This is a genomic window from Gallaecimonas kandeliae (genome assembly GCF_030450055.1).
Classification (GTDB): domain Bacteria; phylum Pseudomonadota; class Gammaproteobacteria; order Enterobacterales; family Gallaecimonadaceae; genus Gallaecimonas; species Gallaecimonas kandeliae.
Genome location: NZ_CP118480.1, coordinates 1,767,528 through 1,791,889, shown reverse-complemented (window position 1 = coordinate 1,791,889; position 24,362 = coordinate 1,767,528). Strand labels below are relative to the sequence as shown.

Below are 24,362 nucleotides of genomic sequence, written 5' to 3'. Positions count from 1 at the left end.
CTTTTTGTTTATCTGGAGACAAGAAAAATGCAGGTCATGAAATTCGGTGGTAGCTCCCTGGCGGATCCCAAGCGTTTCGACGCCGTCGCCGCCCAGGTCACCCAAGCCCTGGCCCAGGGGCCTGTGGCAGTGGTGCTCTCGGCCCCTGCGGGTGTCACCAACGCCCTAGTGGCCCTCTGTGACAGCCGGGACAGCACCGAAATTCAGGCCATCACCGCCACCTGGACACAAAACTACCCTGACCTTGCCGAACCCCTGGCCCAATGGGCCAAGCAGCTCGACGCCTGGTGCCAGGGGATCCGCCTTCTGGATGCCTGCCCGGACAGCACCAGGGTAGCCATCGCCAGCGCCGGCGAGCAGCTGTCGGTACTGGTGCTGAGCCACCTGCTGGCCAGCCATCAGCCCCAGGTGCTGGACCCCGCCGGCCTCTTCCTCGGCTTCGGGCCCCGCCTCGACGCCCTGGTGGATCTCGACGCCTCCCGCAACAAGTGCCGCAGCCTTAGAGACAGGCCGCCGCAGCTTGCCATCATGGCCGGCTTCTACGCCGGGCACCGCGACGGCGGCCAGTGCCTGCTGGGCCGCAACGGCTCGGACTATTCGGCGGCGGTGCTGGCCGCCTGCCTCGACGCCCAGGAACTCATCATCTGGACCGATGTGGACGGTGTCTACCAGTGCGACCCCCGGCTGGTGCCTGAGGCCAAGAAGCTTCGCCAACTCTCCTTCGCAGAGGCCCTGGAGCTGTCCCACTTTGGCGCCAAGGTGCTGCATCCCAAGACCCTGGGCCCCGTCGGCCGTTTCCAGATCCCGACCTGGATCCGCTCCAGCCTCGCCCCCGAACTGCCCGGCACCCGCATCGACAGCAATGCCGAGCCGTCCGACAAGCCGGTCAAGGCCCTGTCCAGCCTGTCCGACGTGGTGATGGTGTCGGTATCCGGCCCCGGCCTCAAAGGCATGGTGGGTATGGCCAGCCGCATCTTCGCCGCCGTCAGCCAGGCCGGGGTCTCGGTGCTGCTGATCACCCAGTCGTCCAGTGAATACAGCATCAGCTTCTGCCTCAACGCCTGTGACGAGCGCCAGGCGGTGACCCATATCGAGGATGATTTTTCCCTGGAGCTGGCGACTGGCCAACTGGAGCCGGTCTCGGTGCAGCGCGATCTGGCGATCCTCACCCTGATCGGCGACAACATGTGCCAGGCCAAGGGGGTGGCGGGCCGCTGCTTCACCCAGCTCGGCCGTGCCAACATCAACGTCGTGGCCATAGCCCAGGGTTCCAGCGAGCGGGCCATCTCCGCCGTCATCCCTGGCAACTGCGCCAGCCGCGGCCTCAAGATGGTGCACCAGGCCTTCTTCGACAGCTCCATGCCCCTGGAGCTGGTGCTGCTGGGTTGTGGCAATGTCGGCGCCGAGCTGGTGCGCCAGCTGGCGGATCAGCAGCAATGGCTGGCCCGCCAGGGGATCAGCGCCAAGGTGGTGGCCCTGGCCAACAGCCAGCGGATGTTGATGGCGCCCCAAGGCCTGACCCTGGCCCACTGGCAGAACCAGTTGGCCGAAGCCGGCCAGCCGCTGGACCTGGATGCCCTCAAGGCCATGAGCCCGGATCTGCTCAACCCCGTATTGGTGGACTGCTCGGCGAGCGACGAGCTGCCCCTTGACTACCAGGCCTTCCTGGAAGCGGGCTTCCACGTGGTCACCCCCAACAAGAAGGGCAACAGCGGCCCCCTGGCCCAGTACCAGGCCCTCAAGGCCACCGCCAAACGCCACCGCCGCCGCTACCTCTACGACACTACTGTCGGCGCCGGCCTGCCGGTCATAGAGACATTGCAGAACCTGCTTCACGCCGGCGACGAGCTGCAGAGCTTCAGCGGCATCCTATCCGGCTCCCTGTCCTTCCTGATGGGGCGCCTGGAAGACGGCCTGCCTTTTTCTGCCGCGGTACGGGAGGCCATGGACAAGGGCTTTACCGAGCCTGATCCCAGGGATGACTTCAGCGGCCTGGACGTGGCCCGCAAGGTGCTGATCCTGGCCCGCGAGGCAGGCTATGCCTTGGAGCTGGCCGACATCAGCCTCGATGGCCTGTTGCCCCCCGCCTTTGTGGAGATGGACAAGATGGAGTTCCTGGCCCGGCTGGAAGAGCTGGACGCCGCCTTCGCCGCCCAGGTTGCCGAGGCCCGTGCAGGCGGCAAGGTGCTGCGCTTCGTGGGGGAGATCGCAAAGGGCCGGGGCCGGGTCGGCCTCAAGGCCGTCGAGGACAGCCATCCCTTGCGCGCCGTGCGGGACGGCGAGAACGCGCTCGCCTTCCTGACCCGCTACTACAGCCCGGTGCCGTTGCTGCTGCGGGGCTACGGCGCCGGCGCCAATGTCACTGCCGCCGGTATCTTTGCCGATATCCTGAGGACCCTCAATTGGATGCGCGAGGTGTAATGATGATGTGCTTTGTTAGGGATCTGGGCCGCCACCTGGCCCGCCATGACCGGAGGGAGGCCTGATGCTGCGCTATTTTGCCCCTGCCACGTCCGCCAACCTCAATGTCGGCTTCGACAGCCTGGGGGTGGCCCTCCAGCCCCTGGAAGGTCCGGCCCTCGGCGACCACTTGGCGATAGCCAAGGCCGGCCAGGACAGCCTGAGCGTCACAGGCCCCTATGCCCATGAACTCAAGGGCACCAACATAGTGGAAAAGGCACTAACGCGCTTTCGCGAGCTGACCGGCATCGATGAGCCCGTGGCTTTGCATCTGGACAAGGGCATGCCGGTGGGCTCGGGGATCGGCTCTTCGGCCGCCAGCGTGGTGGCCGCCGTGCTGGCCATCAACGCCCACTTCGGCAAGCCTCTGGACGCCGAGGGGGAGAAACGGCTGATGGCGGAGCTGGAGGGTGAGCTTTCCGGCGGCGTGCACTGGGACAACCTGCTGCCCTGCCTGCAAGGGGGCCTTTGCCTGCACGATGCCAAGCTGCCGGTGCCGCCGGGCTGGATCTGGCTGCTGGCCTACCCCGGCATCCGCCTGGAAACCAAGGCCATGCGCGCCATACTGCCCAAGGCCCTGCCCTTGGGGGATGCCGTCGCCCAGGCGGCCCGGCTCGGCCGCTTCGTCGACGCCCTGCACAGAGGCGACGGCGCCCTGGCGGCCAGCCTGATGGTGGATCCCATCATAGAGCCGCACCGCGCCCCCCTGGTACCTGGCTTTGCCGACCTGAAAGACAGGCTGATGGCCAGGGGCGCCCTGGCTGCCGGGCTTTCAGGCTCGGGGCCCAGCCTCTTTGCCCTTTTTGACAATCAGGCCAGCGCCTTGGCTGCCCTCGACGCCGCCAAGGCCTGGGTTTCCCCCAACGCTGGCTTTGCCCACCTCTGCCGGGTCGACGACCGCGGCGCCCGTCTGCTGGAGTGACAATGGATTTTTACAACCTTAAGCATCCCGAAGAAAAGGTCAGCTTCGGCCAGGCGGTCCGCCAGGGCCTGGGCCGGGATCAGGGGCTCTTCTTTCCCGAGCGGCTGCCGCACCTGGACGCGAGGATGCTGTCGGTATTGCCCCGCCACCAGCGCTACCAGGCCATCTTGAAACCCTTCGTGGAAGGCACCTTCAGCGACGGCACCCTGGCCCAGATGGTGGCCGAGGCCTTTCCCTTCGAGGCGCCCCTGGTGCCGGTGGGGCCCCATTTCGCCCTGGAGCTCTTCCACGGTCCCACCCTGGCCTTCAAGGACTTCGGCGCCCGCTTCATGGCCCAGTGCCTCAAGCGCCTGGGCAGCGGCCAGCCCATCACCATACTCACCGCCACTTCGGGGGACACAGGCGCCGCCGTTGCCCATGCCTTCCACAACCAACCCGGCGTACGGGTGCTGGTGCTCTACCCCAAGGGCAAGATAAGCCGGCCCCAGGAGCAGCTCTTTTGCACCCTGGGGGGCAACATCGAGACCCTGGCCGTGGAGGGGGATTTCGACCAGTGCCAGGCCTTGGTCAAGACCGCCTTCGACGACGAGGAGGTCAAAGGCCGCTGCGGCCTCAACTCGGCCAACTCCATCAACATCAGCCGGCTGCTGGCGCAGATCCTCTATTTCTGGGATCTGGCCCTCAGCCAACCAGATCTGGTGGTCAGCGTGCCCTGCGGCAACTTCGGGGATCTCACCGCCGGCCTGATGGCCAAGGCCATGGGGGCGCCCATCAAGCGCTTCGTCGCCGCCACCAACAGCAACGATACGGTGCCGCGCTTCCTGGCCGGCGGCCAGTGGCAACCCCGTGACACCGTCGCCACCCTGTCCAACGCCATGGACGTGTCCAGGCCCAACAACTGGCCGAGGGTGGCAAAGCTCCTGGACAGCCAGGGCTGGACGCTGGCGGCCGGCGCCGTCAGCGAGGCCGATACCAGGGCGGCGGTGCAGGCGTTGCAGCTCCAGGGCTATCTCGGCGAGCCCCACTGCGCCGTGGCCTTCAAGGCCCTGCTCGACCAGCTTGAGTCCGGCGAAAGGGGCGCCTTTCTCTGCACGGCCCACCCGGCCAAGTTCGCCGAAGCGGTAGGCGCCATTCTCGGCATGGAGCTGGCGCTGCCGGGCCCCCTGGCAAGGGCCATGGAAAAGCCCAACCTGTCGAGGACCATAGCCGCCGACTGGCAGGCGTTGCGCGCCCAGCTGCTGTCATGAAAAAGGCCCCTTCGGGCCTTTTTTACAGCCTGGCCACCAGGTAGCGGCCATCGTCCAGGGGCAGGAAGAAGATGCCGTCCACCTGGAGGTAGAGGGTGTTGCCGACCCAGACCTCGACGGCCGGGCCAGGCAGCAGATCCACTATGGTGCCCGGCACCCAGATAAGGTCGGGATCCACCTGTTGGTAGTAGCCAAAGTCCGGCGCCCAGCGGTAGTAGTTGTCATAGGCACTGTAATAGGTGACCCCCCCCACTGCGAAGGAAATCGCCAAGACTGGCAGGCTGTAGAGGTAGTAATGGTGGCGATAGCTGTTCCAGTAGCGGGGACCTTGGTAGGGTCTGTGATAAGGACGCTGGATGTAACGGGGCTGCTGGTGGCTGTAATAACGGTCATGACCGCCTCGCCAGTGCCGGTCGTCCCTGTCCCGATCCCTGTCCTGATGGCGGTCTCTATCCTGGTACTGGTCGCCATGATGGCGTTGGGGGACGGCGCCGTGGCCTTGGTTGTCGAAGCGGTGGCGCTGCATTTCGCCGCCGCGGCGGTCGCTGTGCTGCTGTTCCTGGCGGGGCTGGGACTTGCCGTGATGTTCGTCCCTGGCCAGGGCTGGGCTGACGGCAAGGCCGAGGCTGAGGCCTAAGCTGAGTATCTTTCTCCACATGACAGGCCCTCCTTTTGGGAAGCCTGTTCATAAGACCGCAGCCAGGTCCCTTTTCGCGAACCTTGCGGCCCTTTCGTTTAGGAGAGGGTCAGCTTTCGAAGGCCACAGCCAGCTGGTAGCGGTTTCCCTGGGCGTCGCACCGCACCACCCGCCCCTTGGCCTCAAAGGGTGGCAAGCGGCCCATGCCGCCGTCCATCCTCACCTCGACCTGGGTGCCGGCCGCCAGGGGCTCATCGGCCACCAGGGCCAGCCCTGAACCGCTGAGATCCAGGCACTGGCCCCTGAGCTCTGCTGCCTCGCTTACCAGTACCACCTGAGCCTCTACCGCCAGGCGTTTGAAGTCTCGCTGCTCATCACCTTGGATCATGGGTTCCCTGCCTCGTATCTGTTTGGCTAACGGCGACATTATTCCCATACCATCCTGTCAGCCGACCCAAAAGGCAAGTGAGCTTTATCACAGCCTGGATGCAAAAAAGGCCGCTGTGGCGGCCTTCTTGATCAGTCGTTGCTGAGGCGCTTTTTCAACTGCTCGCGCAGGTTGGCGGGGATGCCCTTGATGGTGAGGGTGTCGGTGGCCATGTCGTAAAGCACCCGGCTGCCCAGGTGTTTTTCCTCGAAACTGAGGGTGACGCCAGCGCCGGTTCCGGAGAATTTCACCAGCGCCTTGAGGGCGCTCTGCTCCACCGGGAAGCGATCTTCCAGGCCATAATCGCCCTGGACGGCGAAATCGGCAAAGCGGCTCTCCCCTTCCCAGGGGGGCAGGCTGTCGGACAGCTCGGCCACGCTCACGTCCTCACCGGTGCTGGCCTTTTCCTTGCAGTAGCCGAACACCTGCTTGCCGAGCTCCTGGCGCTCTTCCCCCTCCAGGCCCACGGCGGCGCAGTAGTCGTCGACGGCGGTCAGCAGCGCCTTGCTCTGGGCCTTGGCGTCAACCCCTTCCTCGCAACCGAGGAAATCGAGGAAGAAATCCGAGACCTTGCGGCCGGCACGGCCCCGCACGAAGCTGATGTACTGGCGCCGCTCCGGCTCCACCTGCCAGGCGGTGAGGTCGACACTGGCAGCCAGTTGCAGGCTTTTCAGCTCCAGGAAACGGGTCTGGCCCAGCTCCAGGGCGTCGGTGATGGTTACCGATTCCTGGGCCTTGAGTTGCAGCACCAGCAGCTTGTCCACGGCCAGGTGCTTGTAGTGGGCCAGCAGCAGGTAGCCGGTTTCCAGCAAGCCGTAGTGGTTGAGCTGGGCCTGCAGGAGATCGGCCGCCGTCAGGGTAAAGGGCACGAAGTCGGACTGGCCGTCCAAATAGCCGGCCAGGGCCTCGGCGAAGGGAGAGCCTTCGTCTTTGAAGGCGGCAAAGCCCTTGCCGGGCTTGGAGGCATAGCTGGCGTGCAGCTCGGCCACCAGCTTGGCGACGGCCTCGGTGGCGGGCAGGCTGTGCTGGCGGGGGCTGACGGCCAGCAGGCCTTCCTGGTTGAGTTCGAGGCGGTGCAGGATAAGGGCTTTGACGTCTATGCTCATGGGTATCTGGCTGGCTGTTGGGGCGTGCTATCATAGCAGCTTTGCTGACAACGCCGAGAGCATCATGCCCTTTCAATCCAAATACGACCCCGAGCGGATCACCCACCTTTCCACCGAGATCCTGGCCCTGCTGGCCAGGGAGAAGACCCCCGTGGACCTGGGGCTGATGGTGCTGGGCAATGTGCTTAGCAATCTGGTCAACGACAACCTGCCTGCAGGCAAACGCGCCGCCCTGGTCAAGCAATTTGCCAAGACCTTGGAACAAAGCGTGGTGACCGGGCACCATTGATTGCCGGGCGGGGCATTCAATGTGACAATGTTCCCGCCAAATCAACAACAAGCAGACAGGCAATGACGGGACAGGAAAAGGACGGGTTTGAACCCCGCCTGGCGGAGCGGATCTCTAGGCTCATCAACTGGGGCCACTGGTTTACTTTCTTCAATATCCTGCTGGCGATGGTGATCGGCAGCCGCTATCTCATCGACAACGGCCTGCCCGACAGCTTCCTGGGCCTGCTCTACACCGCGGCCACCTGGGCCGGGCACTTCGCCTTCCTGACCTTCATCCTCTACATCGTCACCCTCTTCCCCCTCTCGATACTGGTGCCGCTGCCAAGGCTTATCCGCTTCGCCGGTGCCCTGGTGGCCACCCTGGGGCAAGGGGTGCTGCTGGCCGATACCTTCGTGTTCGGCCAGTACCGGCTGCACCTCAACGGCTTCATCTGGGATCTCATCGCCTCAGGCGAGGGCCAGATCCTCACCAAGCACTATTTCACCTGGATGGCCCTGGGGGGCCTGATGGTGCTGATCTTTGCCCTGGAGCTGACGGCCGGTAACTACCTCTGGAAGCGGCGCCACCGCTTCAAGGAAAAGCGTATCGGCTTCAACGTGGCCACCGCCTTCGTGGCCTGTTTCTTCGCCTCCCACAGCCTGCACATCTGGGCCGACGCCAGGCTCTATTACCCCATACTGCGCCAAGGCGCCGTCTTCCCCCTGTCCTACCCCGCCACCGCCAAGGCCTTCCTGGCCAGCCACGGCCTGCTGGACATGGAGGACTACCAGAAGCGGTTGCGTGACGCGGCCGACACCGACAGCCTGCTGAAGCTGCCCAAGACCCTGGCGCCGTTCGAGAAGACTCCCAAGGTGCTGCTGGTGGTAGTGGAAGGGCTGAGGGCCGACGCCCTCAACGGCGATGTGATGCCGAACCTCGAGGCCCTGGCCGATGGCGGCCTGCGCTTCAACCAGCATTTTGCCGGTTCCAACGAACCCAAGGACGGCCTCTTCAGCCTCTTCTACGGCCTGCCTGCCGTCTACCAGGATGCGGTGCGCCTGGGCCGTGACCCTTCGCTGCTGGTGCAAAGCTTCCGCGACCAGGGGGACGCCCTCGGCATCTTCGCCTCAGACGGCTTCAAGCAGAATGGCCTCGACCAGACCGCCTTCCAGGGCCTGGACATACCCCACTTCCAGGGCAGTGTCGCCACCCGCGACCAGGAAGCCCTCAACGCCCTGCTGGCCTGGACCGCCAAGCAGCAAGGGGGTTACTTCGGCTACCTGCAGCTGGGCGCCCCGGCCAGCTTCTCCACCCCCCAGGACTACAGCAACCCCTACCAGCCCGACTGGCAGGTGGTGAACCTGGCGGAGCTGGACAACCAGAGCGACATCACGCCGGTCAAGAACCGCTATCTCAATGCCGTCCATTACGCCGACGGCCTGCTGGGCCAGCTGATCGACAAGCTCAAGGCCAGCGGCCAGCTGGACGACACCTTGCTGCTGGTCACCTCGGATCACGGCATGGAGTTCAACGACAACCGTGACAACAGCTGGGGCTACAACTCCAACTTCAGCCGCTACCAGACCCAGGTGCCCCTGGTGATCCACTGGCCGGGCATGACCCACCAAGTGATCAACCATATCACCAGCCACCAGGACATACTGCCGACCCTGGCCGGCAGCGCCTTCGGCAGCCAGGTGCCGGCCAGCACCTTCAGCTCAGGGGCCAGCCTCTTTGCCGATACGGGCCCCGGCTGGGTGATCCTCGGTGACTTCCACCAGTTCGCCGTGCTGCAGAACGACAGGGTGCTGGTGATGGACAAGATGGGCCAGTACAGCATCCGCGACAACAACTACCAGCCCCTGGATCAGGCCCATGTGCGGGTCGGCACCCTGATGGATGCCCTCAAGGAGCTGAAACGCTTCTACCGCTGAGGCTTGCCGCCTTGTGAAAGCGCCCGCCTTGTTGCGGGCGCTTTCGTACTGATTTCCCTGGATAAAGTCCCCTACCTCTGGAGACAAAGGCGGCAAAACGGCGCTTTGGTCGCCAGCGAGGGCAAAAAGTCGGCAAACGGTTGGCCTGGATGCAAAGAACCCTTGCATGACGGCGCCGGATCAGTAAACTTGTCGGCGTTGCAGGGCAAGTCCCCACGCTTACTGCAACGCAAGTGGTCAACGGCGCGTAGCGCAGCCTGGTAGCGCACTGTCATGGGGTGTCAGGGGTCGGAGGTTCAAATCCTCTCGCGCCGACCATAACGAGAAAGCCCTCACCGCAAGGTGGGGGCTTTTTCTTTGCGCGCTCGCCTCCCCTCTTGACCCTGCCCTTGCCAACAGCGATGCTGGGGCCATGAAGAACTTCCCTGCCCTCACCAGCGTCATTATTACCGCCATTCCCTTGATGGCGGACTAGCGCTGGTATCGGCAGCAGACCCGCCCTGGAAGGCGGGTTTTCGTTTTTCAGGGCATAGGCAACCAAGGAGAGATACCCATGCCCTCAACAAGACTGCACTTTTTCTGTGGCAAGGCCGGGGCCGGCAAGTCCACCCTGGCCAAGCGCCTGGCGGCAGAGCCGGGCCACCTGCTGCTGAGCGAAGACGACTGGCTGGCCGCCCTCTTCGGCCCCGAGCTTAAGAGCCTGGCCGATTACGGCCGTTTTGCCCCCAGGCTGCGCACGGCGCTCAAGGGCCACCTGCTGGCGCTGTTGGACCAGGGGCTGAGCCTGGTGCTGGACTTCCCCTTGAACACCCGTGCCAGCCGGGCCTGGGCAAGGGAACTGGCAGAAGAAGCCGGCCTGCCCCACCAACTGCATTACCTGGACCAGCCAGAGGTCCTCTGCCTGGACAGGGTGCTCGAGCGCAATGCCAGGGGCGAGCATCCCTTTGCCCCCACCCAGGCCCAGTTCGCCGCCCTGTGCAGCTACTTCGAAGCACCGGACGCCGCAGAAGGTTTTTGCCTGGTTCACCACCCCTGATGCTCAATGCGCTAGCAAGTCGGCCAGAAAGTCGGCAGTCGGCAGGGGAAAATGCAAAGAGCACTTGCATCCAAGGCCAAGATCGAGGACATTAGCGGCCGCTGCACGGCAAGTCCCCACGCTTATTGCAGCAAAGTGGTCAACGGCGCGTAGCGCAGCCTGGTAGCGCACTGTCATGGGGTGTCAGGGGTCGGAGGTTCAAATCCTCTCGCGCCGACCATAACGAGAAAGCCCTCACCGCAAGGTGGGGGCTTTTTCATTTTGCGGCTTTTCTGCCTGGGCCAGAGCGCCCAAAATAGGCCTATCCCTTTTTGGAGTACCGCCATGTCCTGGGTGCTTTGCCATATCGACGACAGTTTCTCCCACACCATGCTGCTGGAGCGTGGCAGCCAGTACCAGTGGCTGGATGACGACGACAGCCTGCACCACTACCTGCTGGAAGACTACCTGCAACTGGTAGCCCAGGCCGGGGAGCTGGACGAAGAGCAACAGGAATCGGCCCGGGAGCGCTTCGAGCTGCTCTGCGACAGCCTCGAAGGCCAGGCATTGGCGGAAGCCTTGAACGACCTCACCGTCGGCCTTAGGCGCATCGTCTACCTTGGCACCATCGAGGAGCTCTGCGAGCAAAGCAGTCCCTTCAGCGACGCCCTGCGCGCCTTCTTCTGGGCCGAAGAGGATGAAGGGGACGAAGACGACCCCACGGCCCCGGTACCGCTGGAGCGGGCCGACGATCTGGTAGCGGCCCTCGACGACTTCCTCTTGGAAGGGGACTACCGGCACATCTAAAAAAGGCGGGGTAACCCGCCTTTTTCGCTTCAGGAAGCGCTGGCCTTGAGCCGCAGCTGCTCAAGGGGCTGGGGCTCGTCGATGGCATAGCCCTGGACCATGTCCACCCCCAGGCGTTTGAGCAGCGCCAGGGTGGCCTCGTCGGTGACATACTCGGCGATGGTCATCTTGCCAAGGGCCCTGGCCAGGGAGGCGATGGTGCGCACCGCCACCCTGTCGAAATGGGTGTGCTTTATCTCGCGGACAAAGGCGCCGTCTATCTTGATGTGATCCACCGGCAGGGCCTTGAGGTAGGACAAGGAGCTCATGCCGGAGCCGAAATCGTCCAGTGACAAGGTGCAGCCCTGGGCCTTCAAGGCATCCATCAGCTCCACCGCATGGCCAAGGTGTTCTATGACGGCCGTTTCAGTGACCTCGAAGCAGAGCTGCTCGGCGGCAACGGAGCTCTTGGCCAGGGTATCGAGCAGCCAGCGGCAGAAACCCTGGTCCGACAGCGAGGCGCCGGAGAGGTTGAAGGCCAGCTTTTCCTGGGGCTGGCCGGCCAGCCAGGCCAGGCCCTTGGTGATCACCGCCCTGTCCAGGGCCACCATCAGGCCGTAGCGTTCGGCGGCCGGGATGAAGCGGCCGGCCGGCACCAGTTGGCCGGCCTCGTCCAGCAGCCGCACCAGCACCTCCCGGTGGGCCACCCGGTTCGGATGCTGGGCCAGGGCGATGCTCTGCACCGCCAGCACCAGCCTGTCCTGCTCCAGGGCCAGGCGCAGCTTGTCGGCCCAGGCCATCATCTCTTCCCTGGCCTTGAGCCAACCGTCCCCCTCCCGGTAGCACTGCAAGCGGTTGCCGCCGGCTTCCTTGGCGGCATAGGCGGCCATGTCGGCAATGCGTTTCAAGGACTGGGGATCCGGAGCGGCGCCAAAGGGCACCAGCCCCAGGCTGGCGGTGACGGAGAATTGGTGGGGGCCGGCCTGGAGCGGCTCTGCGCACAGGGCTTGGCGCAGTGCATCTGCCTGGCCATCCAGGGCCTGGTGATCCCCCTGCAGCAGGACGGCGAATTCGTCACCCCCGAGCCTCGCCAACAGGCCCTTGCCGCCCAAGGCCAGTTCCAGGCGCTGGGCCACGGCCACCAACAGGGCGTCCCCCAGTTCATGGCCAAAGCGGTCGTTGACCAGCTTGAACTGGTCGAGATCCATCAGCAGCAGCCCCTGGCAGGGCTCGCCGCTTTCCCAGGCCAGGCCCAGGGCCTTGTCGAAGGCGTAGCGGTTGGCAAGGCCCGTCAGGGCATCGTGGGCCGCCTGGTGGCGGATGCGCCGCAGCAATTCTGCCTCGTCGGTCACATCCCGTAAGATGCCCTCGAAGCCCCCCTCCACCTTGCCAAGGGCCACTTCGACCCGCCGTTCGCCCAGTTCGGGCAAGGCCAGGGGCAGCTGCAACCGCACCGAGCTTTCCCCGGCCAGCAGCCTGGCCTTGGCCTCCTGCCAGCGGTTGTGGCCCCGCAGCTCCTCCAATACGGCAGTCGCCTCCCGCTGGCCGAACAGCTCGGCCCCGCCTTTGGAGATGAAAGCCGGCTGGCCCTGCTCGTCGAGGGTGAAGATGAGGTGGCCGCGCAGCCCTTCGATGAGGCGCCGGTACTTGGCCTCACGGTCGGCCAGATCCTGTTCCTTTAGCTTGAGCTCTGTGATGTCGCGCAAGGTGATGGCGAGGTTCTCCCCCGCCGCTACGCCCTGCAGCTGCAGCCAGCGGCCATCAGGCAGGCCAAACTGGCGGATAAGGCTGCCGGCCTGGGCCGGCAAGGCCATCAGCTCTGCCGCCAGGGCCGGCTGCTGTAGGCGCTGGCAAAGCTCCATCAGTGTCAGGCCTGGGCTTACCGGCAGGATCCGGACCAGGGCGGCGTTATGCTCGGCCACCGACCAGTCCTCCCTCCCCGGGCTCAGCACCAGCAGGCCGTCCATGGCGGCCTGGGAGGCCCCCTGGAAAAAGACGCGGCTGCGGTTGAGGGCCCAGGCGCGCTTGAGGGATACCTGGATCAGCACCGACAGCATCAATACCACCAGCATCGCCGCCCCTATCATCAGGTAAAGGTGCCAGCCAAGGCGGGCCGAAGGCGACAGGCTTAGGCGCAAGGAGCTACCGAACCAGGGGAACTGCTCCGCCACCTGGATATCGCCACCCTGCCCCAACCGGTAGACGGTCTGGTCCCCCAGTTGCACCTCGGCGGCAAAACCGGTGGCCAGGGCGCTGTCGAGGATGGTGGGCAGTACCTGGCAGAGGGCGATGCGGTAGCGGATCTGCCCGAGCTGTGGGCTGATGGGGGTGCTGCCCTCTTGCTGTTCACAGCCCTGGATCTCGGCCGTCCTGCGGCTGATGCGCAGCCGCCCCTGGCCGTCTTGCCAGGCAAGGTAAGACAGGCCCGGCAGCATGTTCTGGAGGTTGCCGGCCTCCTGATAGAACCAGTTTTCGGTGTTGGGATGGGTCAGGGGCCAGACGGCGGCCAGCTGTTTCAGGGCCGCCTGGCGCTCTTTGGCAAAGGTCTTGAGGCGCTCCTCTATCTGCAAAGCCAGGATATGGGTCTGCTGGGCCTGGTGATGCTGGTTCTGCTGGACCAGCCAATAACCGCCCCAGCCCAGCAGGGTCCAGAGGAAAACCAACAACAACAAGGGGAGGTAGCGATTTGCCGAGGGGGACACTTGCACCAGGACCATAGCCGGGGAGCCAATGCCCGGCAGGCTACCCCAGCTCCATGACAGGGGCGTGACAACCTCAGGGCTGGGAGCTGGCCTGGGCCTTGGCCTGGATCAGCAGCAGCCGGTCTCGCACCTGGTCCTGAGGGCCGGGCAACAGCAGCAACCAGCCGGGGCCGGCCAGCCAGCGGCCGCCGTCCTTGGGCAGGGGCAGCTTCAGCCGCTGCAAGCGCTTGAGCCTGTCGCCTTCGAGCCCATAGAGGCTTACCTCGTCTTCGTCGCTCTGCACCACAAAGCTGGCTTGGCGGCCCTCCAGGCGGGCCGCCGCCATCAATGGGATGCGAAACTCGCCGCTGCCGATGGACACCTTCATGTCTGCCGTCACCCCCTTGCCGGCGGCCTGGAGCCGGCGCTGTGGGGTCTGCCTTTCCAGGCGCAGATCCACCGACACAGAGCCGGTGAGCAACGCCGATACCACCTTGCCGAGGCCGAGCCTGACGGCCGGGGTGAAGAAGTCGATGCGGCCGTCACCGTCCACGTCCTGGCGGCGCAGGCTGAATACTACCCCCTGGGTCTTGAAGGTGGCGTCCGGGGCCACGGTAAAACCCAGGCCACTGTCGGTGCGGCGCCCAAAGTGGATCTCGAAGACCACCTCCTGATCCAGCAGACTCTTGGTGCGCAGGCTGCTCACCACCAGGTCGGCCAGGCCGTCCCCGTCCAGATCGGTCACCGCCTCCAGGGTGCGGATCCTGAGCTTGGCGAAGTCCTCGCCGTCGTTCAGCCGCACGGCACGCCTGGCCAGGGGCGTCAGCTCGAGGGCCGGCGCGAAGCGCAGCGGCTCGGGTTCAAAGCCGGCCCCCTTGCCGCGAAAGTAGTAGAGGCCGTCGTCCTCCACCAGCAGATCGGCGGTGCCGTCCAGGTCGATGTCGGCCAGGTAGAGGGACTTGCCCCTGTAGCTGGGGGCTCCGCGGTTCAAGGACATGAAGGCGCTGACCGGCAGCCCGGCGTCCAGCTTGAGTTGGCCTTGAACCAGGGAATAGACGCGCAGCTGGTCGAAATCGGGGAGGAAGAGACGGTTGCCCTGGCACCAGCCGACCTTGTTGAGATCCCGCGGCGCCAGGCCGCGCCAGAGACTGGGAAAGCGGCCAAGCAGCCTGGGCTGGTCGCCGCCCAGCCAGATCTGGTCCCGGGAAAAGAGCAGCAGGCTGCCGTCGTCCAGGGCGCAGAAGCGATCGGTATCCGCTGGCAGGGGAACGGCGCTGGCCTGCCAGGTGCGGTTGTCCAAGCGGTTAAGGACCGGCCGGCCCTGGTCACGGCCGGCGACATAGACAGTGCCGGCCGCCTCCTGCCAGTCCCCGTCCCCCGGGGCAGGCAGGGGCAACGCCGTCCATTGCGCCCCCCAGGCCGGTAGTGACAGCATCACCAACAAAATCCCTTTTGCGCCCATGCTGCCGTCCCCTTCAGAGTGCCGAGAGCAACGGCTGCTGGTTGAGGGTCAGCTGCTTGTTCTTGATCTGGAAGTCCAGCAGCAGATCCTGGCCCTGCTCCTTGAGCCAGCCCCTTTCCTTGAACAGGGCCAGGGTGTCGGCATCCAGGGGCTCCAGGCTCCCCAAGTGCTGAGGCAGGCTGAGCCGTACCTGGCCGTCGGCCTGGGCCATGAAGCCCTTGAGGCTGTCGAAGGGCCCTGCCTTGACGGTCAAGTGGCCCTGGCCAGAGAGGTTGCCGGTGTCGGAGCTGAGGCGCAGCTTGTCGAAGGAAAGGCTACCGCCCTTGGCCAGCAGCGCCGTCAGGGTGCTGAGGAAATTATCCGTGGTGGCCTTGTCATCGCTCTTGTCCAGGGCCAGGGCCAGCACGGCCGAGCCCAAACGGGACAGGGCCTCTTCATCCAAGTTATCCAGGGCCAGGTCCAGGCCCAGATCCTTGAAATGCTCGCTGTTGTACTTGCCCTCGTCGGCCTGCCACTGGCTGTGGCGCTGTACCCTGCCCCCCTGGCGCGCCAGATCGCCGGTGATCTTGAGGTTGGACAGGCCAAGGAAGCCACCGTCGCTAAAGGTCAAGGCCCCGATTTCGGCCTGGTATTGCTGGTCGTCGCCCTGCCCTTTGCGGCCCAGCTTGACCCCGGACAGCACCAGGCGGTCCTGGCCGGCCTGCCATTCGAGGCCGTTCCAGTTGAGGTGCTGGGTCCAGCCGTCGGCGTTGCCATGGAAGCTGAAGGTCAGGGGGAAAAGCCGCAGGCCGTGACCGTCCTCGTTCCGCTGCAGGTAACCCAGGCGGCCTTCGACAGACTGGCTACCCCAGAGGGTCTGGACGCTGGTGACGGCCAGGGGGCTGGCATCGTCGAAGAGGCCCTTGAGTTTGGCGCCATCCCCTTCCCAGAGCGGTTGGGTATGGCCTGTCACCTGCCAAGGCAGGAAGCGGAACTGGTGTTCGAGGATGATGCTGCTGGGCAGGCCCTGTTCGGCCAACAGCGCCACCAGCTCAGGATCGGTCAGGGTCAGGCGGGTCTTGGCCGTGGCCTCCAGCAGCTTGGCGTCATAGCCCAGGCTTTCGGCCTTGAGGCCCTTGCCGGACAGGCCCTGGATCCAGGCCTCATATTGAGGTTCGGCCTGCTGGCCGACATAAAAGGTGCTGCCGGCAGCGGTCAATGCAAGCACGGAGACGGCTATCAGTGTTTTTTTCAAAGCCCTAATTCCTTGTTTTTTCGCCGCTTAAAACGGTCTCTTTGTCTACAACGCCATGTTACTGCAATGTAAATGTACAAGTACAGGCACAAAGCGCTAATACCTCATCAGTGTCTGCCTTGCTTTTTGAGAGCCAGCCCCCATATTGCAAACATGACTCAAACGCCAAGAACCCTATGAGCCAATACAGCTTCGACGCCACCCTAGAAAATGTTCAGCAGCAACTGCTGGAAGCCTCCTTCGCACAGCCGATCCTGGTCGCCTTCCACGTCAAGGGCCACGGACCCAGCGAACAGCTGCTGGCCCTTGCCGAGAACCTGGCCGGGCAGTACCAGGGCCGTTTCCTGTTGGCCAAGGTCGACTGCGACGCCCAGCAGATGCTGGCCGCCCAGTTCCAGATCCAGAGCGTCCCAACCCTCTACCTGGTCGACCAGGGCCGCCCCATCGACGGCCTGGCCGGCCCCCAGACCGAGCAAAGCCTCAAGGCCCTGCTGGACAAGCACCTGCCGGCCCCTGTGGACCCGGATCTGGAAGCGGGCCTTGCCGCCCTTGACGCCGGTGACAGCACCGGCGCCATCAGCCACCTGTCCCAGGCGGCCCACAACGCCGCCGATCCCTACCCGGTGCAACTGGCCCTGGCCCGCGCCTACCTGCTGGCCCAGCGCCTGGACGAGGCACAAAAGCTGCTGGCCGGCTTCCCCTTGGCCCAGCAGGACGGCGACTACAAGGCGCTGGTGGCAGAACTGACGCTGAAACAGGACGCGGCCGACAGCCCGGAGATCCGTGAGCTGAGCCAGGCCTTGGAGGCCGCCCCCGAGGACAATGGCCTGCGCCTCAAACTGGCCGTGCAGCTCTCCGCCGCCGGCCGCCACGAGGAGGCCCTGGAGGCGCTGCTGGCCATACTGCGCGCCGATCTGGGCTTCCAAAACGGCGAGGCCAAGCAGACCTGCCTGGATATCCTCGCCACCCTGGGCCAGGGTAACGCCCTGGCCGCCAAGTACCGCCGCCAGCTGTTCAGCTTGCTGTACTGACAGTGTCAGGAAAGGATAAAGGCGCCGCTCTGGCGCCTTTATTTTTACCGTTTTTTGAAAAATGAACTGTAAAAGTTAGAAGCGGCTGGGACGCTGGCAGCGCCAGCAGATCTCGAAGGCGCCGCCATTGACCTCGCCACAGCCGCCACAATACCAGTCGCTGTTGGCGGTCTGCAGGTAGCCGGCCAGGACCTGTTTGGCCCTGTCGAGCTGATAGGCATTGCACCAGATCCGCACCTGCTGCACCTCGGTGGGCAACTCGCCCACGGCCCCCATCAGGGCGTCACTGTCCAGCCAGACCCCTATGCCCTCCCCCTGGAAGAGCCCTTGCAGCAGGTAGGCCTCCAGGTTGTTGGCGGCGGTGTAGATCAGGCTGTCGTTCAATGGCGAGCCCCCAGGGTCAGGAACTGGTACTCCTCGACGCTGTGTTCGTTGATGTCACTGATATCCTTGGCGAATAACCATTGGCCGTGGTACTGGCAGCGGTCCCAGAAGCCGTCCCACCAGCGCTGGCCGTCGGCCAGATGCAGCCGGCCCGTAGCGTCGAAATAGCTGAGATGGCCGCCGTGGCGGTAACCAAAGCAGCGGGGCGGCAGCCGGGTCACCACGTCCTGGTCGTTGACCACCCGCCAATAGAGTTCCCCCAGCACCTCTTCCAGGGCGGCGGCCAGGCGGTTGTCGAATACCCTGGGGCTGCCGAAGGTGCAGAGTCCCGTGACTTCCAGCTCCTCCACCAGCGCCAGCTCGGCGGCCAGCACTGAGGCGATGGCGCCGCCGACGCCGTGGCCGGTGAGCCAGAGCGCCACCCCGGCCTTGAGGTGTTTGGCCAGCACCGGCACCAGCTGTGGCAGGCATTGGTGGGCCAGGGCCAGGAAGCCCTGGTGGACCTTGCCAAGGGGCCTGGCCTCAGGCCAGGGCACCGGCAAGGCCTTGAGATCCGTGGCCCAGTCGCGGGTATTGGTTTCGGGATGGTGCACCACGACGATCAGGTGCTTGTTGGTGATCTCCAGCCCCAGGCGGACCTCGCCGACGGCCAGGGCTTCTTGCTTGAACATGCCCTCACCCAGCTCGAGGCTGAGGGTGCTCAGGTGGGCCAGGTTGGCCCTGCTCAAGTGTTGGGGGTGATTGTAGAAACTCACGGCAACTCACTCTGGTCTTTTGAAAAGACCATAGCCGCCTTTTAGTCGAAACGCACCTTGCCGCGGCCCGACTTCACCTGGGCCCTGCCCTTCTTGGACTGGATGCGGCGCTCCTGGGAGGCCTTGGTGGGCTTGGTGGCCCGCCGTACCTTGGGCCTGTGCCCGGCCTGCTCCAGCAGCGCCTTGAGCCGCTCTATGGCCGCGTCCTTGTTCATATGCTGGGAGCGGTATTCCTGGGCCTTGATGACGATGAGGTTGCCGTGGATCAGGTGGGAGCTCAGGCGCCTGAGCCCCTCCTTGTAATGCTCGGGCAGCGAAGGAGAGGCTTCGAAGTCGAACTTGAGCAGCACAGAGGAATCGGTGGTGTTAACGTGCTGGCCGCCGGCCCCCTGGGCGCGCTGAGTCGAAAACTGCAGCTCGTTCAAGGGAATATGGACGCGGCCAGAGAGCAACAGCATCAGTTGTCCCTGTCGATGCGGCTGGCCACGGCGCCCTGTTGGTCCTTGTACTTGGCGTCTTGGCGCTTGTTGTAGGGGCGCGCCGCCGGGGCGGACAGGGTCTCGAAGTTGAGCGCCCCTATCTTCATCTTGGGCCGCAGGGCCAGGGGCAGCTTGCCGGAGTTGTAGAACTCCAGGACGATGCGCCCGGACCAGCCCGGATCGATGCGGTGGGCGGTGACGTGCACCATCAGCCCCAGGCGGGCAAGGGACGAGCGGCCGTCCAGCCAGCCGACGATGTCGTCGGGCAAGGTCACGGACTCCAATGTCACGGCCAGGGCCAGCTCGCCGGGGTGCAGGAAGAAGGCGTCGCCGTCGGCAATGGTGATCTCATCGCTCATCACCCTTTCCAAGGCGGCGTTGACCTCGGAACGGGGGCCGGACAGGTCGATGAAGGGCGCCTGGTGATCCTGGAAGACCCGGAACTGGTTACCGAGGCGCACGTCGACGCTGACGCCACTGATGGAGTCGCTGGCCGGCGGCGGCACTATCTGGATGCGGCCATCGGCCAGGTAACGTTCGATGTCGGTATCACAAAGGCGCATGGCAATTCCCTAGAGGTACTGGCGGATCTTGGCTTTGAGCATGTCGATGGCGATGCGGTTCTTGCCGCCCCGCGGCACTATGATGTCGGCGTACTGCTTGGACGGCTCAATGAACTGCAGGAACATGGGGCGCACCGTGTCCACGTATTGGCGAAGAACCGACTCCATGGTGCGGCCGCGCTCGGCCACGTCCCGCTGCAGGCGGCGCTTGAGGCAGATGTCCAGGGGCGCGTCCACGAACACCGACGCTTGCAGCATGTCCCGTAACGGCTTGTAAGACAAGAGCAGTATCCCCTCGAGGATGATCACCTTCTTAGGGGTCAGGCTGTGGGTGCTGGCCTTGCGGGTGTGCTGCTCGTAGCAGTACTCGGGGATCTCCACCGCCTGACCGTCCTTCAAGGCCTGCAGCTGGGAAACCAGCAGATCGTGCTCGAAGGCCTGGGGATGGTCGTAGTTGGTCTTGACCCGCTCTTCCATGCTGAGGTGGCTCTGGTCACGGTAGTAGCTGTCTTCGGTGATGACGGCAATTTCCTCGCGCCCCACCTCGGCCTTCAGCTCATTCAGGATAGTCCTTGCAATCAATGACTTACCTGACGCAGACGCGCCGGCTATACCGATAATCACACAAGGCTGTTCCGCTGACATGGCTCGCTACTCTCGTTACCTGGGCAAAAAATTGCGGGGAGTCTACACCATTTTGATGTCGATGGGGGCCGGCACCACAGGTCTTTTCAGGAGTTCGGCCAGGAGCCGGCGCGCCGCCTGGTCATAATGCGAGGCTTCCATGCTGGAAGGCGCCGCCAGCACCTGGGGTTTGCCGCCGTCCGTGCTCTGGCGGATGGCGAGGGTCAGAGGGATCTGGCCGAGCAGCGTCACCCCCTTCTCTTTCGCCAGGGCGGCGCCGCCGGCATCGCCGAAGAGGTGTTCCTTGTGGCCGCACTGGCTGCACTGGTGGTAGCTCATGTTCTCCACCAGCCCCAGTATCGGCACCGAGACCTTGTCGAACATGGCCATGCCCTTGATGGCGTCGCTCAGGGCCAGGTCCTGGGGGGTGGTGACGATGACGGCCCCGGCCAGGGGCAGCTTCTGGGAGACGGTCAGCTGGATGTCGCCTGTGCCGGGCGGCATGTCGATGAGCAGCAGGTCGATGTCGGGCCAGTGGGTCTCGTTCACCAGCTGCATCAAGGCCGTGCTGGCCATGGGGCCGCGCCAGACGGCGGCATCCCCTGCGTCCACCAGGTAGCCGATGGACTGGGTATAGAGGCCCAGGGCCTTGACGGGCAGCATGGTCTTGCCGTCGGGGCTGTCCGGGTGCTCGCCTTTTTTGCCCACCATGATCGGCAGCGAAGGGCCGAACAAGTCGGCGTCCAGCACCCCCACCTTGAGTCCCAGGGCCTTGAGGGCCAGGGCCAGGTTGATGGTGGTGGTGGACTTGCCCACTCCGCCCTTGCCGGACGCCACCGCCACCAGGTTCTTGATCTCCCCCAGGGGCTTGCCGTGGCGCGCCAGCTCCCCTTCCAGGTGCAGCTTGCGGCCCTTGAGCAGGGGCTCTGCCGCCGCCTTGAGCTCGGCCTCCAGGGCCGCCACAGGGTAAGGCAGGCGCAGCGACAATAGCGCCTCGCTGTCTTCCAGTACCTTGGCCACCTCCAACAGGGGCCTTTGGGTGATGGGGCAAAGGGGGGCGGTGGCGGGCTTTTTACTGAAAAAACGCATGGGGAATTCGTGCTGATGGCGGTGGCGACAGTCTAGCACCAAGGCCGGCGGCCCGGAATCGCAGCTCTTTTCCCTTAGTGCTTGAATTGCCAAGCGCCCCTCGGCCCCAACACAGGTACAAGGGCCCGCAAATTTGGCGTAAACTGTCGCCCTTATCGAAAGAGACAACCAAGAGCGAGAGAGATGGCTAATTCGCGCCGCATTCTGGTCACCAGCGCCCTGCCCTATGCCAACGGTCCCATCCACCTGGGCCACATGCTGGAATACATCCAGACCGACATCTGGGTCCGTTTCCAAAAACTCCGTGGCAACGAAACCTATTATGTGTGCGCGGACGACGCCCACGGCACCCCCATCATGCTCAAGGCTAGAGAGCAGGGGATAAGCCCTGAGGAGATGATCGCCAAGACCAATGTGGAGCACCAGGCCGACTTCGCCGACTTCGAGATAGGCTTCGACCACTACCACAGCACCCACAGCGATGAGAACCGCGAGCTGGCCGAACTCATCTATAACCGCCTCCATGACGGCGGCTATATCAAGACCGAGACCATCTCCCAGTTGTTCGACCCCCAGGAACAGATGTTCCTGCCGGACCGCTTCGTCAAGGGTACCTGCCCCAAGTGCGGCGCCGAAGATCAGAACGGCGACAACTGTGAAGTCTGCGGCGCCACCTACCAGCCGGTGGACTTGAAAGATCCCAAGTCCGTGGTATCCGGAGCCACCCCTGTACTGAAGGACTCGGTGCACTACTTCTTCGATCTCCCCGCCTTCGAGGGCATGCTCAAGGCGTGGATCCGCTCCGGCTCCTTGCAGGAAGAGATGGCCAACAAGCTCGGCGAATGGTTCGAACAGGGCCTTGCCCGCTGGGACATCTCCCGCGACGCCCCCTACTTCGGCTTCGAGATCCCCAATGCCCCCGGCAAGTATTTTTACGTCTGGCTGGACGCGCCCATCGGCTACCTCGCCTCCTTCAAGGCGCTCTGCGCCAAGACGGGGCTGAACTTCGACGACTTCTGGAAGCAGGACTCCGATGCCGAGGTCTACCACTTCATCGGCAAGGACATCATCTACTTCCACAGCCTGTTCTGGCCGGCCATGCTGGACGGCGCAGGTTTGCGCAAGCCGTCCAACGTCTTCGCCCACGGCTATGTCACCGTCAACGGCGCCAAGATGTCCAAGTCCCGCGGCACCTTCATCAAGGCCCGCACCTACCTGGACCACCTGGACCCGGAATACCTGCGCTACTACTACGCAGCCAAGCTGTCCCACCGTATCGACGATCTGGACTTGAACCTCGAAGACTTCAGCCAGAGGGTCAACGCCGACCTGGTGGGCAAACTGGTCAACATCGCGTCGCGCACCGCCGGCTTCGTCACCAAGCGCTTCGACGGCAAACTGGCCGACGCCTTCGATACCGGCCTCTTCGACGAGTTCGTGGCCAAGGGCGACGACATAGCCCGCGCCTTTGAGGCCCGCGAGTTCGGCCGCGCCGTCCGCGAGATCATGGCCCTGGCCGACAAGGCCAACGTCTACATCGCCGACACCGCCCCCTGGGTGCTGGTCAAGAACGACGACACCCTGGAAGAGGCCCACAGGGTCTGCACCGCCAGCCTCAACCTCTTCAAGGTGCTGGTCACCTACCTCAAACCCGTGCTGCCTACACTTGCCAAGAAGGTCGAGGCCTTCCTGGGCGTGGAACTGGGCTGGGACAACCGCAGCGAACTGCTGGTCGGCCGCGCCATCAACCCCTTCCAGGCCATGATGAGCCGCATCGAGCCGGCCAATATCGAAGCCATGGTCGAAGCTTCCAAGGAGAACATGGTGAAGAAAGTCGAAGGCCCCCTGATGGATGACCCCATCAGCCCGGAGATCAGCTTTGAGGATTTCGCCAAGGTCGACCTGCGCATCGCCCGCATCAATAAGGCCGAGCACGTGGAAGGGGCCGACAAGCTGCTGCGCCTGGAGCTGGACTTGGGCGGCGAGACCCGCCAGGTGTTCGCCGGCATCAAGTCCGCCTACGCGCCCGAGGATCTCCAGGGCAAGCTCACCGTCATGGTGGCGAACCTCGCGCCCCGCAAGATGAAGTTCGGCATGAGCGAAGGCATGGTGCTGGCCGCCGGCCCCGGCGGCAGCGATCTCTGGGTGCTGGGCCCGGACGACGGCGCCTCAGCCGGCAGCGCCCAGCCCGGCATGCGCGTCAAGTAAGCAAAAACCCCGCCTCCTGGCGGGGTTTTCTTTAGGGGATCCTGTTTTGACGCGGGGTTTTGGCGTGTTAGCCTGGCGGTGAGCAAACTGCATGGAGGCAAAATGCTTAGAGCCCTGCCCTTGGTGTCCCTGTTGGCACCCTTTAGCCAGGCCGCCGTCTATCAATGCGGCCCAGGCCAGTACCAACAAGTCCCCTGCCCCGAACAAAAAGCCGAAAAGGACGACAAGCCCGGGCCTAAACCGCTGGCAACCGCTCCCACCGGCACTGTGCCCTCCTGGCACCCCTGCGCCGGGGTCGACCGTTCTGGCTTCGATCAGGCACTGCAAGCCCACCAGCTCCGCCGCTGCATGACCCTAAACCAACTGCTGGACATCGCCAGCAGCCGCCAGAACAGCTACAGCGTCAAACCCATCAAGGTCGAAGGGAAACCCATGACCCGATACCGCTTCGCGAAGAGTTGGGAAGGCTTTCCCGGCATCGCCACTGTCTACACCGGCTATGTCGTCTCCTTGGAATGAAGAAAAGCCGCCCAAGGGCGGCTTTTTTAGAGCTCTTTTTTCCTGACCTGGTGCTTGATGGCGTCGTGGGCCGCGTCCTGCTCCTTGAGCAGCTTGCGGCGCAGTATGGCGGCCTCGAAACGCTGCTTTTCCTCCTCGGTGCCGGGCACCAGGGGCGGCACCGGCGTCGGCTTGCCCTCGTCATCCAGGGCCACCATGGTGAAGTAACAGCTGTTGGTGTGGCGCACCACCTTGTTGCGGATGTCCTCGGTGATCACCTTGATCCCCACCTCCATGGAGGTGGTGCCGGTGTAGTTGACCGAGGCCAGGAAGGTCACCAGCTCGCCGACGTTGATGGCCTGGCGGAACATCACCCTGTCCACCGACAGGGTCACCACGTAGGCGCCGGCGTAACGGCTTGCGCAGGCATAGGCCACCTTGTCGAGGTAGGACAGCAGTTCGCCGCCATGGACCTTGCCGGAGAAGTTGGCCATGTCCGGCGTCATCAAGACGCTCATGCTGAGCTGGTGGCTGGGGGTATCCATAGGG

The 24,362-nt window shown here is 64.4% G+C and carries 23 protein-coding genes and 2 tRNA genes; 12 read left to right on the top strand and 13 right to left on the bottom strand.

Annotated features, from left to right (window positions below):
* The first annotated feature begins 27 nt into the window (after positions 1-27).
* The 3 genes from thrA (at position 28) to thrC (ending at position 4,629) form a co-directional block, all read left to right on the top strand.
* On the top strand, positions 28-2,421 hold the full coding sequence (gene thrA, locus PVT67_RS08755; RefSeq protein WP_301499512.1) for a bifunctional aspartate kinase/homoserine dehydrogenase I: 2,394 nt from the start codon (positions 28-30) through the stop codon (positions 2,419-2,421).
* A 64-nt stretch (positions 2,422-2,485) separates the two neighbouring features.
* A complete protein-coding gene (gene thrB / locus PVT67_RS08750; protein WP_301499511.1) occupies positions 2,486-3,382 on the top strand; it encodes a homoserine kinase in 897 nt (298 codons plus the stop codon).
* Between the two features lie 2 nt (positions 3,383-3,384).
* Positions 3,385-4,629: a threonine synthase gene (gene thrC / locus PVT67_RS08745; RefSeq protein ID WP_301499510.1), complete on the top strand. Its 1,245-nt coding sequence runs from the start codon at positions 3,385-3,387 to the stop codon at positions 4,627-4,629.
* A gap of 22 nt (positions 4,630-4,651) precedes the next feature.
* On the opposite strand, the gene PVT67_RS08740 is transcribed toward thrC, so the two are convergent.
* The 3 genes from PVT67_RS08740 to yejK all read right to left on the bottom strand — a co-directional run bounded on the left by PVT67_RS08740 (position 4,652) and on the right by yejK (position 6,799).
* Positions 4,652-5,287 (bottom strand): hypothetical protein, encoded by a 636-nt coding sequence (locus PVT67_RS08740; protein WP_301499509.1) that lies wholly within the window; start codon positions 5,285-5,287, stop codon positions 4,652-4,654.
* A gap of 88 nt (positions 5,288-5,375) precedes the next feature.
* The gene (locus tag PVT67_RS08735; protein ID WP_301499508.1) at positions 5,376-5,654 is read right to left on the bottom strand and encodes a PilZ domain-containing protein; all 279 of its coding nucleotides are present in this window, start codon (positions 5,652-5,654) and stop codon (positions 5,376-5,378) included.
* Between the two features lie 131 nt (positions 5,655-5,785).
* Positions 5,786-6,799 (bottom strand): nucleoid-associated protein YejK, encoded by a 1,014-nt coding sequence (gene yejK / locus PVT67_RS08730; RefSeq protein WP_301499507.1) that lies wholly within the window; start codon positions 6,797-6,799, stop codon positions 5,786-5,788.
* 64 nt (positions 6,800-6,863) lie between these two features.
* On the opposite strand from yejK, the gene PVT67_RS08725 reads away from it, so the two are divergent.
* From PVT67_RS08725 to PVT67_RS08700, 6 genes are all read left to right on the top strand, one after another.
* Entirely contained in the window at positions 6,864-7,088 is a 225-nt protein-coding gene (locus PVT67_RS08725; RefSeq protein ID WP_301499506.1) for a YejL family protein, read from the top strand.
* Positions 7,089-7,150: 62 nt separating this feature from the next.
* On the top strand, positions 7,151-9,004 hold the full coding sequence (locus PVT67_RS08720; RefSeq protein ID WP_301499505.1) for a DUF3413 domain-containing protein: 1,854 nt from the start codon (positions 7,151-7,153) through the stop codon (positions 9,002-9,004).
* 241 nt (positions 9,005-9,245) lie between these two features.
* A tRNA-Pro gene (locus PVT67_RS08715) sits at positions 9,246-9,322 on the top strand.
* A gap of 235 nt (positions 9,323-9,557) precedes the next feature.
* Entirely contained in the window at positions 9,558-10,040 is a 483-nt protein-coding gene (locus PVT67_RS08710) for a P-loop nucleotide/nucleoside kinase family protein (protein WP_301499504.1), read from the top strand.
* A 143-nt stretch (positions 10,041-10,183) separates the two neighbouring features.
* Positions 10,184-10,260: transfer RNA gene (locus PVT67_RS08705), tRNA-Pro, on the top strand.
* Positions 10,261-10,364: 104 nt separating this feature from the next.
* Positions 10,365-10,826 carry a hypothetical protein gene (locus PVT67_RS08700; RefSeq protein ID WP_301499503.1) on the top strand — a complete coding sequence of 154 codons (462 nt, stop codon included), beginning with the start codon at positions 10,365-10,367 and terminating at the stop codon, positions 10,824-10,826.
* A gap of 29 nt (positions 10,827-10,855) precedes the next feature.
* Here PVT67_RS08700 and PVT67_RS08695 read toward each other — a convergent pair whose 3' ends face one another.
* The 3 genes from PVT67_RS08695 to PVT67_RS08685 are packed head-to-tail and all read right to left on the bottom strand — an operon-like array spanning position 10,856 to position 16,182.
* On the bottom strand, positions 10,856-13,522 hold the full coding sequence (locus PVT67_RS08695; protein WP_301499502.1) for a putative bifunctional diguanylate cyclase/phosphodiesterase: 2,667 nt from the start codon (positions 13,520-13,522) through the stop codon (positions 10,856-10,858).
* 58 nt (positions 13,523-13,580) lie between these two features.
* Positions 13,581-14,924, bottom strand: a complete 1,344-nt coding sequence (locus PVT67_RS08690; RefSeq protein ID WP_301499501.1) for an FG-GAP repeat domain-containing protein — start codon at positions 14,922-14,924, stop codon at positions 13,581-13,583.
* Between the two features lie 37 nt (positions 14,925-14,961).
* Positions 14,962-16,182, bottom strand: coding sequence for a DUF945 family protein (locus PVT67_RS08685; protein WP_301499500.1), 1,221 nt, complete (start codon positions 16,180-16,182; stop codon positions 14,962-14,964).
* A gap of 176 nt (positions 16,183-16,358) precedes the next feature.
* Between PVT67_RS08685 and PVT67_RS08680 the strand changes: the two genes are divergently transcribed.
* The gene (locus PVT67_RS08680) at positions 16,359-17,213 is read left to right on the top strand and encodes a tetratricopeptide repeat protein (protein WP_301499499.1); all 855 of its coding nucleotides are present in this window, start codon (positions 16,359-16,361) and stop codon (positions 17,211-17,213) included.
* Positions 17,214-17,288: 75 nt separating this feature from the next.
* Here the strand turns inward: PVT67_RS08680 and PVT67_RS08675 are convergent, their stop codons facing one another.
* From PVT67_RS08675 to apbC, 6 genes are read right to left on the bottom strand one after another with little or no spacing between them, the layout of a single operon-like run.
* Positions 17,289-17,597: a putative signal transducing protein gene (locus PVT67_RS08675; protein ID WP_301499498.1), complete on the bottom strand. Its 309-nt coding sequence runs from the start codon at positions 17,595-17,597 to the stop codon at positions 17,289-17,291.
* On the bottom strand, positions 17,594-18,352 hold the full coding sequence (locus PVT67_RS08670; RefSeq protein ID WP_301499497.1) for a lipase family protein: 759 nt from the start codon (positions 18,350-18,352) through the stop codon (positions 17,594-17,596). Before PVT67_RS08670 ends, PVT67_RS08675 begins: the two co-directional genes overlap by 4 nt.
* A 41-nt stretch (positions 18,353-18,393) precedes the next feature.
* On the bottom strand, positions 18,394-18,810 hold the full coding sequence (gene arfB, locus PVT67_RS08665; protein ID WP_301499496.1) for an alternative ribosome rescue aminoacyl-tRNA hydrolase ArfB: 417 nt from the start codon (positions 18,808-18,810) through the stop codon (positions 18,394-18,396).
* Complete coding sequence (gene dcd / locus PVT67_RS08660) at positions 18,810-19,394, bottom strand: dCTP deaminase (protein ID WP_301499495.1); 585 nt, start codon at positions 19,392-19,394, stop codon at positions 18,810-18,812. Before dcd ends, arfB begins: the two co-directional genes overlap by 1 nt.
* A 9-nt stretch (positions 19,395-19,403) precedes the next feature.
* Positions 19,404-20,039, bottom strand: a complete 636-nt coding sequence (udk, locus tag PVT67_RS08655) for a uridine kinase (protein ID WP_301499494.1) — start codon at positions 20,037-20,039, stop codon at positions 19,404-19,406.
* A 42-nt stretch (positions 20,040-20,081) separates the two neighbouring features.
* Positions 20,082-21,107, bottom strand: coding sequence for an iron-sulfur cluster carrier protein ApbC (apbC, locus tag PVT67_RS08650; protein WP_301499493.1), 1,026 nt, complete (start codon positions 21,105-21,107; stop codon positions 20,082-20,084).
* Positions 21,108-21,290: 183 nt separating this feature from the next.
* Here apbC and metG point away from each other — a divergent pair, with 183 nt between their 5' ends.
* Entirely contained in the window at positions 21,291-23,315 is a 2,025-nt protein-coding gene (gene metG / locus PVT67_RS08645; RefSeq protein WP_301499492.1) for a methionine--tRNA ligase, read from the top strand.
* Positions 23,316-23,417: 102 nt separating this feature from the next.
* Positions 23,418-23,834: a hypothetical protein gene (locus tag PVT67_RS08640; protein WP_301499491.1), complete on the top strand. Its 417-nt coding sequence runs from the start codon at positions 23,418-23,420 to the stop codon at positions 23,832-23,834.
* 26 nt (positions 23,835-23,860) lie between these two features.
* Here PVT67_RS08640 and PVT67_RS08635 read toward each other — a convergent pair whose 3' ends face one another.
* Positions 23,861-24,358 carry an acyl-CoA thioesterase gene (locus PVT67_RS08635; RefSeq protein ID WP_301499490.1) on the bottom strand — a complete coding sequence of 166 codons (498 nt, stop codon included), beginning with the start codon at positions 24,356-24,358 and terminating at the stop codon, positions 23,861-23,863.
* Positions 24,359-24,362: the final 4 nt, after the last annotated feature.